This window comes from Campylobacter sp. BCW_6467 (genome assembly GCF_001762855.1).
In the GTDB taxonomy this organism is placed as follows: Bacteria; Campylobacterota; Campylobacteria; order Campylobacterales; family Campylobacteraceae; genus Campylobacter_D; species Campylobacter_D jejuni.
In genome coordinates, this window is record NZ_MJXP01000017.1 from 108,525 (window position 1) to 124,586 (window position 16,062).

Below are 16,062 nucleotides of genomic sequence, written 5' to 3' on the forward strand. Positions count from 1 at the left end.
TTTATTTTCCTCTAACTTTTAAAAAAATTTTCTATTCTTTTTTTACACTCATCAACCCCTAAAAATTCTAATACTTCAAAAATACTAGGACTTACCGCACTCCCTGTTAAAGCTATGCGTATAGGCTGAGCCAAATCTTTTAACTTTGCTTCTTTTTTTTCTAAAAAATCATTTGTAAAATCTTCAAAATCTTTACCTGTTTTTTGATCTTTAAGTGTATTAGCAAATGCTTGGAGCAATTCTAAATTATTTTCGTTAACAAATTTTTGCACTGCATTTTCATCATAATTTTGCGGTGCATTAACTATGCTTTTTGCACCATTGATAATATCATGCAAGGTTTTTGCACGCTCTCTTAATAAATCAAGTAAAAATCCTGCCTTTTCATAAACAGATAAATCAAAGCCAAGATCTTTAAGCTGACGGTTAATCTCTTCAAAAGGTAGAGTTTTAATATAATGAGCATTAAGCCATTCAAGCTTTTTAGCATTATAACAAGATGCACTTTTATTGATATGATAAGGATCAAAAAGTTTTTTCAAATCTTCTAGTGAAAAAACCTCATCATCACCATGACTCCAACCTAAACGCACAAGAAAATTAAGTAAAGCTTGAGGTAAAATTCCCATTTCTTTGTATTCCATAACATCAGTTGCCCCATGTCTTTTTGAAAGCTTTTTACCATCTTCTCCATGTATCATAGCCACATGAAAAAATTTAGGAATTTTAAAGCCCAATGCCTCATAAAGCACAATTTGTTTAGGAGTATTTGAAAGATGATCATCCCCACGAATCACATCACTTACCCCCATTAAAGCATCATCAATAACAACAGTAAAATTATAAGTTGGAGTTCCATCACTTCTTGCAATGATAAAATCATCCATTATATCCTCTGCTTTAAATTTTACCTCGCCTTTAATCCCGTCTTCAAAAATAATCTCGCCGCTTTGAGGTGCTTTAATACGCACAACAGGTTCTATACCCTGAGGTGGCGTGCCTTTAAATTCTCTATATCTTCCATCATATCTTGGGCGCTCTTTGACGGCTTCTTGCTTGGCGCGCAATTCTTCTAATTCTTCTTTACTCATATAACAATAATACGCCTTGTCTTCATCTAAAAGCTTTTTGACATATTCTTTATAAAGATCAAAACGCTCTGATTGGTAAGTTACTTCTCCATCATGTTCTAAACCACACCATTTAAAAGCTTCGATAATTGCTTTAGTAGCTTCTTTGGAATTTCTTTTTAAATCCGTATCTTCAATACGAAGTAAAAAATTTCCACCATTTTTTCTAGCGTATAAATAATTATAAAGAGCTGTTCTAAGTCCACCTATGTGCAAATACCCTGTTGGGCTTGGAGCAAAACGCGTTGTAAGTTTTTCGTGCATTTTTTGCCTTTTCTTAAATTTTTATTGATATAATGCGATATTTATACTTAAATAAAGGTTTGAAATGAAAAAAATTTTATTAAGTTTTGCATTTTTTGCAAGTTTAGCTAGTGCAAATACCATTAATGCTATAGCTGTAGTTGTAGACAAAGAGCCTATTACAACTTATGATATAGATCAAACTATGAAAGTACTTAAAATTGATAGAAATCAAGCTTTAGGCGTACTCATCAATGAAAAAATGGAAATTTCACAAATGAAACAACTGGGTATTGTAGTCAATGATCTAGAGCTTGATGATGCTATAAATAAAATGCTTGCTCAAAACAAAACTACTTTAAATGCTTTCAAAGCAAATTTAAAATCCAAAAATCAAAGCTATGAACAATTTCGTGCAAATTTAAAAAAAGATTTAGAAAAAAGAAAGCTTTATGAAAAAATCGCAAGTATGGCAAAAACTGATTTTAGTGATGATGGAGCAAAAAAATTTTTCGAACAAAATAAAGATAAATTCACTTTTTATACACAAATTAATGCAAATATTTATTTATCAAACAATCCTCAAACTTTAGAAAATATCAAAAATACAAAAAAAACAATCCTTAAACCACAAAATGCATCTTTAAACACAAGCAATGCCGATCCAAGACTTTTAGGGCTTTTATCGCAAATTCCTGTTGGAGGCTTTTCCCCTGTTTTAAATGGAAAAAATGGCTATGAACTTTATGAAGTTAAAAGCAAAGATGGAGCACAAACTCCTGAATATGAGCAAGTTAAAAATGAAGTTTTAAACGCTTATGTAAGCGAACAAAGACAAAATTTCATACAGGATTATTTTGATAAACTCCGCTCTAAAATCAATATAGAATATTTAAGATAAAAATTACAATTAAAATTTCCCTTTAATAGGGAAATTTTAATGTCTTGCAAGATAATTTGTATCGTAATTATTATTAATAAAATCAGGATTTTCCATCATAGAAAGATGAAATTCTTTGGTTGTTTTTATCCCACTTATAAGTAACTCATCTAAAGCTACTTTCATTTTTGCAATAGCTTTATTGCGATCTTCTGCCCAAACTACAAGCTTACCTATCATAGAATCATAATAAGGAGGCACGCTATAGTCTTGATAACAATGACTTTCCATTCTGACATTGCGTCCTGCGGGTGGAATGTATTTAGTAATCTTGCCTGGACTTGGCAAGAAAGTTTTAGAATCTTCTGCCGTGATTCTACATTCTATAGAATGCCCATTTAGCTTAATACTTTCTTGAAATGGCAAGGCATAACCTTCTGCTACCTTAATCATTTGTTCTATGATATCAATTCCACTTACCATTTCACTTACACAGTGTTCAACTTGCAAACGCGTATTCATTTCTATAAAATAAAAGTCTAAATTTTTATCAACTAAAAACTCAAAAGTTCCTGCACCTTCATATCCTATAGCTTTGGCCGCCTTAATAGCAGTTTCATGAAGCCTAGTACGTGTTTTTTCATCAAGCAAAATCGCGGGAGATTCTTCGATAAGTTTTTGATGGCGTCTTTGCATAGAACAATCTCTTTCACCCACATGAATCACATTACCAAAACTATCTCCTATAACCTGCACTTCTATATGGCGCGGATTTTGAATATATTTTTCCATATACATAGTTCCATCGCCAAATGCTGTCATAGCCTCGCTTTCAGCCGACCAATACGCTTTCTCAAGATCTTTTTCATTTTCAACCACACGCATACCACGACCACCACCACCTGCAGCTGCTTTTAAAATCACAGGATAGCCTATTTCTTTAGCAAGTTTTTTAGCTGCTTCAGCTCCTGCTAAAGCCCCATCACTTCCTGGGATTACAGGCACGCCTGCTCTTTGCATGACTTGTTTAGCTTTTGATTTATCACTCATTAAATTCATAGCTTCTACAGAAGGACCTATAAATTTGATGTTATGTTTAGCACAAATTTCAACAAAATTTTGATTTTCACTTAAAAATCCATATCCTGGAAAAATCGCATCTGCTTCAGCAATTTCAGCTGCTGTGATAATAGCTGGGATATTTAAATAACTTTCAGAACTTCTTGCTTTTCCTATACAAATGCTTGCATCAGCGTATTTTAAATATAAAGCATCTTTATCTGCTTCAGAATACACACAAATTGCTTTTTTACCCATTTCTTTAATCGTTCTTAAAGCGCGTAGTGCTATTTCTCCACGATTAGCAATTAATATGCTTTTAATTTCCATTTTATAATTTCTCCACCGCAAATAAAGGCATTCCAAATTCTACAGGCTGACCATCAGCAACTAAAATTTCAGCGATCCTGCAATCAAATTCCGCTTCAATTTCATTCATGATTTTCATCGCTTCGATAATAGCTATAGTATCGCCTTTTTTAACCGTGCTACCCACTTTTACAAAAGGTGCTGCACCTGGGCTTGGAGCTTGATAGAAAGTTCCCACCATAGGGCTGTTTATACTTGGCTTGTTTGATTTTGCATTTTGGCTAGGTTGAGCTTCATTTACAACACTTACATTGATAGGTTGTGGAGCTGGAACTGGAGGACAAACAGGAGCTGGAACATCGCAACACATATCTCTTTCAAGTTCTATTTCAAAACCATCTTGTTCTTTGATCTTAATTTTACTAATATTTGCTTCAGCAAAAAGGTTTACTAACTCTTTAATTTCTTCTTTTGTCATAAAATTCTCCTAAAATTTAAGAACTTAATCTTGTATTATATAAAAAAACTTAAAATTTAACTTTAAAAAAGAAAAAAATCATAAAAAATATAGATTTTTTAGGTTATAATCCTTATAAAAAATTACAAATATTAAAAGGTTAAAAATGGGCTTAAAAGCAGATAACTGGATAAGAAAAATGGCATTAGAATACAAGATGATCGAGCCATTTTGCGAAGCAAATATAGGAAAAGGAGTAATAAGCTATGGACTTTCAAGTTATGGCTACGATATACGCGTAGGGCGTGAGTTTAAAATTTTTACCAATGTTAATTCAACCGTAGTAGATCCAAAAAATTTCGTAGAAGAAAATGTAGTAGATTTTGAAGGTGATGTATGTATAGTTCCTGCAAATTCTTTTGCCCTAGCTAGAACTATAGAGTATTTTAAAATGCCTGATGATGTTTTAGCTATTTGTCTTGGCAAAAGCACTTATGCAAGATGTGGTATCATCGTCAATGTTACTCCTTTTGAACCAGGTTTTGAAGGACATATCACTATAGAGATTTCAAACACTACACCTTTACCTGCAAAAATTTATGCCAATGAAGGCATAGCACAAGTGTTGTTTTTACAAGGCGATGAAAAATGTGACACCACTTACAAAGACAAAAAAGGCAAGTATCAAGCCCAAACTGGCATAACCTTGCCAAGAATTTTAAAATAGGAACACTTGTTGCTTTAATTTTAAAAAAACTTAAGCAAAGGAAGGCAAAATGTTTAACAAAAAAAATATCTTAATCACAGGCGGAACAGGCTCTTTTGGAAAAACCTATACTAAGGTTTTGCTAGAAAATTATAAACCTAATAAAATCATCATTTATTCTCGTGATGAGCTTAAACAATTTGAAATGGCAAGCGTTTTTAACGCTCCTTGTATGCGTTATTTCATAGGAGATGTAAGAGATAAAGAGCGTTTAAGTGTTGCTATGCGTGATGTGGATTTTGTTATACATGCTGCTGCGATGAAGCATGTGCCTATTGCTGAATATAACCCTATGGAATGTATAAAAACAAACATACACGGTGCGCAAAATGTCATCGACGCTTGTTTTGAAAATGGAGTTAAAAAATGTATCGCTCTTAGTACAGATAAGGCTTGCAATCCTGTAAATTTATACGGTGCAACTAAACTTGCAAGCGACAAACTTTTTGTCGCTGCAAACAATATAGCAGGCAACAAACAAACACGCTTTGGTGTTACAAGATATGGCAATGTTGTAGGTTCAAGAGGTTCAGTAGTGCCTTTCTTTAAAAAACTCATCAGCGAAGGAGCTAAAGAACTTCCTATCACCGATACAAGAATGACTCGTTTTTGGATCAGCCTTGAAGATGGAGTGAAATTTGTGCTGAGTAATTTTGAAAGAATGCATGGAGGAGAAATTTTCATCCCTAAAATTCCTTCTATGAAAATCACCGATCTAGCCCATGCTTTAGCTCCTAATTTAAGCCATAAAATCATAGGTATAAGAGCAGGAGAAAAACTACATGAAATCATGATTTCAAGCGATGATAGTCATTTAACCTACGAATTTGAAAACTACTATGCTATAAGCCCGAGTATTAAACTTGTGGATAAAGATAATGACTTTAGCATTAATGCCCTAGGCGAAAAAGGGCAAAAAGTAAAAGATGGTTTTTCTTATAGTTCGGATAATAATCCTTTATGGGCAAGCGAAAAAGAACTTTTAGAAATCATCAATCACACTGAAGGTTTTTAAAATGCTTACTTATTCTCATCAAAACATCGATCAAAGCGATATAGATACACTTATAAAAGCCCTAAAAGATGAAATTTTAACAGGGGGTAAAAAGGTAGATGAATTTGAAGAAGCCCTTTGTGAATATGTGGGCGTAAAACACGCTTGTGTATTAAACTCAGCTACTTCAGCCCTTCATCTTGCTTACACAGCACTAGGTGTCAAAGAAAAAATCGTTTTAACCACTCCTTTAACCTTCGCTGCTACGGCTAATGCAGCCTTAATGGCTGGGGCTAAGGTAGAGTTTATCGACATTAAAAACGATGGCAATATCGATGAAAAAAAACTAGAAGCAAGACTTTTAAAAGATAGCGAAAATATAGGAGCTATTAGCGTAGTGGATTTTGCGGGTAATAGCGTTGAAATGGATGAAATTTCAAACCTTGCTAAAAAATACAATATCCCTTTAATCGATGATGCAAGTCATGCTTTAGGCGCTTTGTATAAAAGTGAAAAAGTAGGAAAAAAAGCTGATCTTTCTATCTTTTCTTTTCACCCTGTTAAGCCTATTACCACCTTTGAAGGTGGGGCTGTGGTGAGTGATAATGAAGAGCTTGTCGCTAAAATCAAGCTTTTAAGAAGCCATGGCATAATTAAAAAAAGGCTTTGGGATAGCGATATGGTAGAACTTGGCTATAATTACCGCTTAAGCGATGTTGCTTGTGCTTTAGGGATAAACCAGCTTAAAAAACTCGATCACAATCTTAAAAAAAGAGAAGAAATCGCAAGTTTTTATGATAAGGAATTTGAAAGAAATCCGTATTTCTCCACGATAAAAATCAAAGATTATAAAAAAAGCTCGAGACATTTATATCCTATTTTGCTTTTTCCTGAATTTTATTGTCAAAAAGAAGAACTTTTTGAAAGCTTACTTCATGCAGGAATTGGTGTACAGGTGCATTACAAACCTACTTATGAGTTTAGTTTTTATAAAAAACTCTTAGGAGAAATAAAACTTCAAAATGCGGATAATTTTTACAAAGCCGAGCTTAGCATACCTTGTCATCAAGAAATGAATCTAAAAGATGCAAAATTTGTAAAAGATACTTTATTTAGCATTCTTGAAAAAGTTAAAAAGGGATATTGTGGATAAGCTAGACTTTAGAAGTCAAGATTTTAGCCAAACTGGAAAGGCTATGTATGAACTAGCTTGTGAACTTTTTCCTATCCCTCGAAGTATCACAGGGCAAGGTTTTAGAGCTAGTTTAGAAATTTTAAATAAAACTCTGGGGGGGGGTATAATCAAATTTCACTCTATAAAAAGTGGCACAAAGGTTTTTGACTGGATAGTTCCTGATGAATGGAACGCCAAAGAAGCCTATATCATCACTCCAGAAGGAGAAAAAATTTGTGATTTTAAAAAGCATAATCTACACCTTCTAAACTATAGCGAAGCTATCGACAAAGAAATCGAACTAGAAGAACTTCAAGATCATCTTTACTCCATAGAAGAAATGCCCGATGCTATTCCTTATGTAACGAGTTATTACAAAAGGCGTTGGGGATTTTGTCTCACGCATAATGAAAGAAAAAAACTTAAAAAAGGCAAATACAAAGTTTATATCGATGCAAAACATGATGAAAATGGGGTTTTGGACTATGCTGATTTTATCCTACCAAGTACGCAAAATTCAAAAGATGAAATTTTAATTTCAACTTATCTTTGCCACCCTTCCATGGCGAATAATGAGCTTAGTGGCCCTGTGGTAGCTATTTTCCTAGCAAAATGGCTTTTGAGTTTAAAAGAAAGAAGATATAATTACCGCTTTGTCATCATCCCTGAAACCATAGGATCTATAGTCTATCTTAGCAAACATTTAGAGCATTTAAAAAAACATGTTAAAGCAGGCTTTGTGCTTTCTTGCTTAGGTGATGATCATACTTACTCACTCATACACACACCCAAAGAAAACACTCTAAGCGATAAAGTCGCCCTGCATACACTCAAAAATAAAGAAAATTTCAAAGCTTTTAGTTTTCTAGATCGTGGAAGTGATGAAAGACAATACAATGCTCCACTTGCAAATCTTGGCATAGTAGGAGTATGTCGCACAAGATACGGTGACTATGATGGATATCATAACTCAAAAGACGATCTCAATTTTATCTCTGAAAAAGGTTTAATGGGTGGACTTCAAAGCATACAAGAAATGATTTTAAATCTAGAAATCAACGCTATATATGAAAACACCATAGTATGCGAACCCAATCTTGGCAAAAGAGGATTATATCATACCCTTAGCACTGCCAATGACATTCCTTTGGCTTGTAATTTTCTAGCTTACTGCGATGGGGAAAATGATATCATTGATATAGCCAATATCTTAAATATACAAGCTTATGAATTTAAAGAACTTTTGGAAAAAATAAAATTTTATGGACTAGTAAAATGAAATATTTTTTAGAACATAATGGCAAAAAATACTCCGATAAGGATTTAATAAATGCTTTTTATCAACTAGGTATAAAAAGGGGCGATATTTTATGTGTACATACAGAACTTTTTAACTTTGGCATGCCTTTGCTTTCTAGAAATGAATTTTTACAGACTATACTCAATTGCTTTTTTGAAGTTATAGGCAAAGAAGGCACTTTGATCATGCCAACCTTTACTTATAGTTTTTGCAAAAATGAAATTTATGACAAAATAAATTCCAAAACAAAAATGGGAGCATTAAATGAATATTTTCGCAAACAAACAGGAGTAAAACGCACAAATGATCCTATATTTTCTTTTGCTATAAAAGGAGCAAAAGAAGAATTATTTTTAAAAGATACAACAAGTTGTTTTGGGGGAAATTGTGTTTATGAGATTCTAACTAAAGAGAACGGAAAATATATGACATTTGGAGGCCAAGGACATACACTAACACATTATGCAGAAGAACAATTTGATGTATTTTACAGATATCATAAAATTTTCTCTGGAATTTTAATTGATGAAAACAATATATCATACAATAAAACCATTAGTTATTATGTTAGAAAACTTGACATATCTTCTGAGCCCAATTTAATTAACATTATTAATATTGTTAATAGTACTAAAAATTTTAAAAAAAATAATTTTGCAGGAGATCATATAAACATTTACAACGCTAAAGAATATATAGAAATTTTATGGGAAAAATTAGACATAAACCAAACAATTCTAATAGAAAATTATGATACAATATATTAATTTTCAACATTCTTAAGAAAGTGCTATACAATGGAAAAACAATTTTATGAAATTTTAGAAAATATACTTGAAACCAAAGTAGATGAAAATACAAATTTAAGCATGGAAAATTGTAAAAACTGGACTTCTTTAGCTCATATTGATATCATCATGAGTTTAGAAGAAGAATTTGAAATCAAATTTAACAAAGAAGATTTAAGCCTCTTAAAATCTCAAAACGCTTTGCTAGAAAAAATTCAAACCCTAAAGGCTGAAAAATGAAAGAAAATATTGAAAAATTATTTCAAGCCATCGCTCAAAAAAATCCTATCCATTCTAAATATCTTAAAAAAATTGAATTTTCACAAGAAGACGAAGAAGAATTTGATAAATTAATTTCTTATTATATTCAAGATGACATCAGTATAGAAGAACAATGCGATTGTTATTTATTGATCCTTAATGATACTTTAGAAGAAACAAAATTTTTCATAGAAAATGGGACTTATCGTTATTCTAGTTTTGATGAAGTTAAGGATAAGGTTTATTTTAATGAAAGCTATATGAAACAATACATGATAGGTTTAGCTCTTTCTTCTTTTGTTTGGATAGCTCATATTAAAGTAAGAAAGTATTTTTCACAATATTTGCAAAATTTCACTCCAAAAACAACTTATTTTGAAATAGGCCCTGGTCATGGAGAATATTTTGCAAGAGCAGTTAAAAGTGGTAAATTTTCCGCCTTTTATGGACTTGATATCTCTCCAACGAGTTGCGAACTTACTCAAAAAATGGTAAAACAACAAGTAGGAGGATTGATTACAAAATGCGATTTTTTATGTCAAGATTTTTTTACTTATGATTTTGATAAAAAAGCTGATTTGATAGTAATTGGAGAAGTGCTAGAACACGTAGAAAAGCCTCTTGAATTTCTTAAAAGATCCAAAGAGCTTCTTAGTGATGGAGGAGAAATTTTTACAACTATTCCTATCAATGCTCCTGCTATTGATCATATTTATTTATTTTCCCATCCTGATGAAGTTAAAGATTTGATAGAAAAATCGGACTTAAAGCTTAAGACTTATGAATATTTTATGGCAAATGATTATAGTTTAGAAAAAGCATTGAAATTTAAAAATGCTATCACTATGGCAGTAGTTTTAAATGCTTGATAAAACACTCAATTTACCCCTTCATCATATAGGTGTGGCTTGTAAAAATTTAGAAAAAGAAAGGGAATGTTTTTTTAAACTAGGTTTTTACAAAGAAGCAGAATTTATAGATAAAAAACAAGGAGTAAGAGGCGAATTTATCATTCCTTGCAATGAAGCATTTCCACAGTATAGATTTGAACTTTTGCAAAATTTAAACGATAAAGGCCCACTAGATAGCTATTTGAAAAATAATACCAAAATGTATCATTTAGCCTATGAAAGTAAAAATATCACCCAAGATTTAATTCTTTTGGAACAACAAGAAGGCATTTGTATTGTTCCTATTATGCAAGCAAGCTATTTTGCTAAACTTTGTTTTATCATGATGCCAAATAGGCTTTTAATCGAACTTGTGGAGCTAAAATGAATCTTTTCTCGCCTCATTTAAAACGCAATGAGCTTATAAAATTTGCCAAAGAATTAGACTTTAGTAAAAGTCAAGATCTTCTTATCAATATCCATAGAAATCATGCTTTTGAAGGAGTGCAAAGTATCATTGCTCCTTTTTTACATTTTGACAATTTAAGAGCTGAGTTTAATTTCAGCTCTTATGATGATAGCTTGAGTTTTGATAATTTTAAAGAAGCTAATTTAGAACTTTTATGGCTGGATTTAACCCGCTATAAAAATAATGTGCAAAATTTTCTAGAAGAAAAACTTCTAGAATTAAGAAAAATTTCACAAAACCCTATTTTAGTCCTTAGTTTAGGAGAATTTAAAACAGATAAAAAAATTTTAAATTGCGAAATTTTCAACATAGAAAAACTCATAAAAGAGTATTTTGATGAAGAAGATATTTTAGACCTAGCTAAAGAAGAACTTACAGGCTCTAAGCTTAATAATAAAGCCTTGATTTTCTTAGCACAAATTTTAGGACTCAGTCTCATTCCTGCACTCATAAAACCTGCTCTTAAAACTCTTGTACTTGATCTTGATAATACCTTGTATCAAGGAATTTTAGGTGAAGAGGGTATAGATAATCTTAATTTAAGTCCTTTGCACAAAACCTTACAAGAAAAAATTAAAACTTTTAAAAAACAAGGCTTTTTACTTGCCCTAGCTTCAAAAAATGAAGAAAAAGACGCAAAAAAACTTTTTGAAACAAGGAAAGATTTCATCTTACAATGGGATGATTTTGATGCTAGAATGATCAATTGGGAGCCAAAAGGTGAAAATATCTTAAAAATTGCTAAAAAATTTAATATAAATACTAACGCTATGCTTTTTATAGATGATAATATCGCCGAGCTTGAAAATACCAAATTTACAGGTGTTAAAACACTTTTATGTGATGAAAATATACTTTATAAAATCAAGCTTTTTCCTAATCTTTTAAAACTTTCAAATACCAAAGAAGATCAAATTCGTGCCAAAGATATAGCAGCCAATGCTTTAAGAGAAGAGCTTAAAAGCTTAAGTGATGAAGAATATTTTCAAAATCTTGAAATCAGCTTAAATTTTAGCAAAAATGATCTACAAAATATCCCTCGCATTAGCGAACTTTTAGGCAAAACCAATCAATTTATCGCTAATTACACACGCTTAAATCAAGAAAAAGTCGCACAATATATGCAAAAAGAACTCATTGTAAGTGTGAGCATGAGTGATAAATTAAGCGATAGTGGGATTATCGCTATTTTTGTTTTTTCTTGCAAAGAAGGAAATTTATTTATCGATGATCTTTGTATTTCTTGCAGAGCTTTAGGTAGAAAACTTGAAGCTAGAATGTTTTTTAAAGCCTTTGAACTAGCTTTAAAATTCTTTGATCTTAAAAACAATAATGCAAGGCTTTATTATCAAAAAGGCGAAAGAAATATGCCATTTTTAAGCTTTTTAGAACAAATTTCTAAAGAAATTGAAAAAAACTCAGCCCTTGTTTCATTTCAAAATTTAAATTTTAAAGGACTTATAATCCATGAAAACTAAATTTGATAAAGCCAAAATTTCAGGCATTTGCGTAAGCGTACCTGAACATAAAATTTGCATTGATGATGAGTTAGAGAGCGTTTTTTCAAACGATATCAAAACCCTTAAAAGAATGAAAAAAGTCATAGGCTTAAACACGCGTTATATTTGCGATGAAAACACTTGCGTAAGCGATCTTGGAAAACACGCAGCCAATACACTTTTGCAAGGTTTAAATATAGATAAAAATAGCCTTGATACACTCATCGTAATAACTCAAAGTCCTGATTTTTTCATGCCTTCTACGGCTTGTTATTTACATCAGCTTTTAAATTTAAGCTCTAAAACCATAGCTTTTGATTTAGGACAAGCTTGTGCAGGGTATTTATACGGCTTATTTGTCGCTCATTCTTTAATACAAAGTGGCTTAGGTAAAATTTTACTCATTTGTGGGGATACTTTAAGCAAATTCATCCATCCTAAAAATATGAATTTAGCCCCTATTTTTGGCGATGGAGTAAGTGCAACTTTGATTGAAAAAACGGATTGTAATGAAGCCTTTTTTGAACTTGGAAGCGATGGAGGACATTTTGATAAACTCATCATTCCAAAAGGTGCGATGAGAATACCTAAAGCAGATATTTTTAACGATGATTCGCTCATGCAAACTGAGGAGTTTAGACAATTAGAAAATCTTTACATGGACGGAGCAAATATTTTTAATATGGCTTTAGAATGCGAACCTAAAAGCTTTAAAGAAATTTTAGAATTTTCCAAGGTAGAAGAAAAAGACATTGCTTTTCATCTTTTTCATCAATCTAATGCGTATTTGGTTGATTGTATTAAAGAAGAGTTAAAACTTAATGATGATAAAGTTCCTAATTTCATCATGGAAAAATACGCTAATTTAAGCGCTTGTTCACTACCTGCTCTACTTTGCGAACTAGATACTCCAAAAGAATTTAAAGCGAGTTTAAGTGCTTTTGGTGCAGGGCTTAGCTGGGGAAGTGCGGTGCTAAATTTCAAGGATTTATACACAAAAGATATTTTAATTTACACAAAGGAGAAATAATGACAAAAACTGAATTTTTAGAAGAGCTTAAAGAAGCTATGCATAGAGATGAAGACTTAAATGAAGATATGCTACTTGATGATATAGACGAGTGGGATAGTTTGGCTTTTGTATCTGTAATGGTGCTTTATAAAAATCTTTTTGCTTTAAAAATCACAGCCGAGGACTTGAAAAATTGTCAAAAAGTGAGTGATTTAATCGATTTAGCAAAGCTTGATTAAAACCTTTAAGGTTTTAATCTTTTATCTCTAATTCAAATTTATCTCCCACATCTTTAAATATAAACACTTTATTCCCACAAGGATAAGAGATGGAATTTTCTTGCATTAAAGATTTTCTTTTTTGTAATTTTTCAAGCATTAAAGGAAGTTCTTTTCTAAATAAGACTTTATCAGGTATACCACAACCATGATCTAAATTTTTAATAAATTTTCCATCAATTTTATTTTCATCTATCAAATTTAAGCTTACATCATATCCTAAAATTTTTAATATTTGCATGGTTTGTTCTTTAAAATTTGCTGGAGTTAAAGGATCTTCTTTGCTATGATAACTCACATAAATGATATTTTTATTTTTTTGACTTTGTAAAATCAAATGATCTTTATTTAACAATGTTCTAATAAAATAATTTTCATTATTAAAAAAATAAGGTGAATTTTCTTTACGTGTCCAGTGGGTTTTTAGAAAAAAATAATCCTATTATGTGGAAAATCTTCGTAAAATTCTGCTTTTTCCATTTCTCTTCCTAAAATATAATTTAAAGGTGGCAAAGCCGAACCCGAATTATCAATCACGCCATCCACATACCAAGGAGCTATCTTTGCTATGAGTAAAGATAGGTATCCTCCATAAGACCCCCCCCCATAAATTTTTGGTAAATCTGCAAATTTTGGAAAGCGTTTAGCTAAATCTTTTAAGGCATTAATATGATCAATAGCTGCCATAATGCCATAGTTTTGATAATCACCATTAGGCGGGATAAAAGTTGAAGTAAAATTTAGTTTAAAGTTATGATCGAGTTTATTTTGCATTTTTAAATTTTCTACATGTTTCACTAAAGAATTCGCTAAAAAAAGCGCATTATCATTATTTATTTCACCATAAGAAAAATGAAACTGATTTAATAAATTTTTAATATTTTCAATATCTTCCTCTTGAAAATATTTGTATGCACTATATTTCTCAACATCTGAACGCCTTTGGCAAAAACAATGATAAAAAACATTTATTGTCACTACATCAAAATTTTTAGCAATATAATTTCTATAAGAATCTAAAAAATATATATTTGTATTAGCTCCAAAACCACCTATGACAAAAACTATAGCTTTCATTTCTTTTTCATTATCATAACTTATGCGGTATTCAAGCTTACTGGTTCTTTTAATACCTAGTTCTACATCATCACAAGAATCGATTTCAAAGGTTTGGTTTATGAGCATATAAAGGCCTTTTTTATTAATTTATCGATATTATATTACAAAAAACTAAAAAGGAAAATCATGACAACCCATATCTACGATTTTTTAGAAAAAAGTTTAATCAAATTTAGCAAAAAAACAGCTTTTGTAGAACCCTTTGCCAAGGAAAGAAAGGAAATCACTTATAAAAACTTTGATCTTTTTTCTAAAAAACTAACCAGTGAAATTTTAAGAAACCTAGGAAATAATAATCCTATACAAGCTCCTGTTTTAATCATCTTGCCTAAAGGGATTGATTGTTTGATTTCATTTTTTGGAGTGGCATTAAGTGGAAATTTTTATACCCTTTTAGATGAGAAAAGTCCTAAAGAAAGAGTAGAAAAAGTTATAGAGGTTTTAAAACCTAAACTTTTTATCACTTCAAAGGATTTAAATTTTAACTTAGATTTGCCTACACTTTATACACAAGACTTTGAAAGTTTTAATATAGATGAGAGTTTAATAAAAACTGCAAAAGAAAAACATATAGATACTAATTTACTTTATGTGCTTTTTACCAGTGGGAGCACAGGCATTCCTAAAGGAGTAAGCATAGCACATAAGAGTGTGATTGATTATACTTTTTGGGTATGTGAGACTTTTAAATTTGATGAGAATGAAATTTTAGCCAATCAAGCACCATTTTATTTTGACAATAGTGTTTTAGATATCTTTTCAAGTGTAAAATCAGGAGCAACTTTACATCTTTTACCTAATCATCTTTTTGCCTTTCCAAATAAAATTTTAGAATGTCTTGAAAAAGAAAAAGTAAGCACTATATTTTGGGTGCCTTCGGTGCTGATTTATTTTGCAAATGAAAAAGGATTGCAAAAATATTCACTAAATCTTTTAAGAAAAATTCTCTTTGCTGGTGAAATCATGCCTAATAAACAGCTAAATATTTGGCGTAAACACTTACCCAATGCTTTGTTTGCCAACCTTTATGGCCCAACAGAAATCGCTGATGTATGTTCTTTTTATATCATAAATCGCACTTTTAAAGATGAAGAACTTTTACCCATAGGCAAAGCATGTAAGAACACAGAACTTTTAGTTTTTGATGAAAATATGAATTTCATAAGTCCTAAACAAATAGACATTAAAGGGGAGCTTTACGTGCGTGGAACTTCTTTGTCTTTAGGGTATTATAATGACAAAGAAAAAACCAAACAAGCTTTTATACAAAATCCTTTACATGATAATTATTTAGATTTACTCTATAAAACAGGAGATATTGTTTCTTATAATGAATTTGGCGAACTTTTATGCTATGGAAGAGCAGATAATCAGATCAAATACATGGGACATAGGATAGAACTTGGAGAAATAGAAAGCATGATAAATTCTCAT

15 protein-coding genes and 2 pseudogenes are annotated in these 16,062 nt (G+C 31.2%); 13 read left to right on the top strand and 4 right to left on the bottom strand.

Going from position 1 to position 16,062, the window contains the following annotated elements:
• Position 1: 1 nt before the first annotated feature.
• Positions 2 to 1,394: pseudogene (gene gltX, locus AJ888_RS01985) on the bottom strand (glutamate--tRNA ligase).
• 64 nt (positions 1,395 to 1,458) lie between these two features.
• On the opposite strand from gltX, the gene salC reads away from it, so the two are divergent.
• Positions 1,459 to 2,274 (top strand): peptidylprolyl isomerase SalC, encoded by an 816-nt coding sequence (salC, locus tag AJ888_RS01990; RefSeq protein WP_002861980.1) that lies wholly within the window; start codon positions 1,459 to 1,461, stop codon positions 2,272 to 2,274.
• Positions 2,275 to 2,310: 36 nt separating this feature from the next.
• Here the strand turns inward: salC and AJ888_RS01995 are convergent, their stop codons facing one another.
• Both AJ888_RS01995 and accB read right to left on the bottom strand, forming a co-directional pair.
• Positions 2,311 to 3,642: an acetyl-CoA carboxylase biotin carboxylase subunit gene (locus tag AJ888_RS01995; RefSeq protein ID WP_002861981.1), complete on the bottom strand. Its 1,332-nt coding sequence runs from the start codon at positions 3,640 to 3,642 to the stop codon at positions 2,311 to 2,313.
• Between the two features lies 1 nt (position 3,643).
• The gene (accB, locus tag AJ888_RS02000; protein ID WP_002861982.1) at positions 3,644 to 4,099 is read right to left on the bottom strand and encodes an acetyl-CoA carboxylase biotin carboxyl carrier protein; all 456 of its coding nucleotides are present in this window, start codon (positions 4,097 to 4,099) and stop codon (positions 3,644 to 3,646) included.
• A gap of 145 nt (positions 4,100 to 4,244) precedes the next feature.
• Here accB and dcd point away from each other — a divergent pair, with 145 nt between their 5' ends.
• Genes dcd through AJ888_RS02055 form a run of 11 tightly spaced genes read left to right on the top strand, consistent with a single transcriptional unit; the run spans position 4,245 to position 13,470 of the window.
• Entirely contained in the window at positions 4,245 to 4,805 is a 561-nt protein-coding gene (gene dcd, locus AJ888_RS02005) for a dCTP deaminase (RefSeq protein WP_002861983.1), read from the top strand.
• A 49-nt stretch (positions 4,806 to 4,854) separates the two neighbouring features.
• On the top strand, positions 4,855 to 5,859 hold the full coding sequence (gene pseB, locus AJ888_RS02010; protein WP_002861984.1) for a UDP-N-acetylglucosamine 4,6-dehydratase (inverting): 1,005 nt from the start codon (positions 4,855 to 4,857) through the stop codon (positions 5,857 to 5,859).
• A 1-nt stretch (position 5,860) separates the two neighbouring features.
• On the top strand, positions 5,861 to 6,991 hold the full coding sequence (gene pseC / locus AJ888_RS02015) for a UDP-4-amino-4,6-dideoxy-N-acetyl-beta-L-altrosamine transaminase (protein WP_002861985.1): 1,131 nt from the start codon (positions 5,861 to 5,863) through the stop codon (positions 6,989 to 6,991).
• On the top strand, positions 6,984 to 8,291 hold the full coding sequence (locus AJ888_RS02020) for a DUF4910 domain-containing protein (protein WP_002861986.1): 1,308 nt from the start codon (positions 6,984 to 6,986) through the stop codon (positions 8,289 to 8,291). The genes pseC and AJ888_RS02020 overlap by 8 nt, the downstream gene beginning before the upstream one ends.
• The gene (gene legH, locus AJ888_RS02025) at positions 8,288 to 9,079 is read left to right on the top strand and encodes an N-acetyltransferase LegH (RefSeq protein WP_002861987.1); all 792 of its coding nucleotides are present in this window, start codon (positions 8,288 to 8,290) and stop codon (positions 9,077 to 9,079) included. Before AJ888_RS02020 ends, legH begins: the two co-directional genes overlap by 4 nt.
• A gap of 30 nt (positions 9,080 to 9,109) precedes the next feature.
• Entirely contained in the window at positions 9,110 to 9,340 is a 231-nt protein-coding gene (locus AJ888_RS02030; protein WP_002829517.1) for an acyl carrier protein, read from the top strand.
• Positions 9,337 to 10,230, top strand: a complete 894-nt coding sequence (locus tag AJ888_RS02035; RefSeq protein WP_002861988.1) for a class I SAM-dependent methyltransferase — start codon at positions 9,337 to 9,339, stop codon at positions 10,228 to 10,230. Before AJ888_RS02030 ends, AJ888_RS02035 begins: the two co-directional genes overlap by 4 nt.
• A complete protein-coding gene (locus AJ888_RS02040; protein WP_002861989.1) occupies positions 10,223 to 10,639 on the top strand; it encodes a VOC family protein in 417 nt (138 codons plus the stop codon). The genes AJ888_RS02035 and AJ888_RS02040 overlap by 8 nt, the downstream gene beginning before the upstream one ends.
• Positions 10,636 to 12,198 (top strand): HAD family hydrolase, encoded by a 1,563-nt coding sequence (locus AJ888_RS02045; RefSeq protein WP_002861990.1) that lies wholly within the window; start codon positions 10,636 to 10,638, stop codon positions 12,196 to 12,198. The genes AJ888_RS02040 and AJ888_RS02045 overlap by 4 nt, the downstream gene beginning before the upstream one ends.
• Complete coding sequence (locus tag AJ888_RS02050) at positions 12,188 to 13,249, top strand: beta-ketoacyl-ACP synthase III (protein ID WP_002861991.1); 1,062 nt, start codon at positions 12,188 to 12,190, stop codon at positions 13,247 to 13,249. The genes AJ888_RS02045 and AJ888_RS02050 overlap by 11 nt, the downstream gene beginning before the upstream one ends.
• The gene (locus AJ888_RS02055; protein WP_002786077.1) at positions 13,249 to 13,470 is read left to right on the top strand and encodes an acyl carrier protein; all 222 of its coding nucleotides are present in this window, start codon (positions 13,249 to 13,251) and stop codon (positions 13,468 to 13,470) included. Before AJ888_RS02050 ends, AJ888_RS02055 begins: the two co-directional genes overlap by 1 nt.
• Positions 13,471 to 13,483: 13 nt before the next feature.
• On the opposite strand, the pseudogene AJ888_RS02060 reads toward AJ888_RS02055, so the two are convergent.
• Positions 13,484 to 14,694 (bottom strand): annotated as a pseudogene (locus tag AJ888_RS02060) (DUF2920 family protein).
• Positions 14,695 to 14,754: 60 nt separating this feature from the next.
• On the opposite strand from AJ888_RS02060, the gene AJ888_RS02065 reads away from it, so the two are divergent.
• The coding region (locus AJ888_RS02065) for an AMP-binding protein (protein ID WP_070296106.1) at positions 14,755 to 16,062 on the top strand (1,308 nt) is incomplete at its 3' end.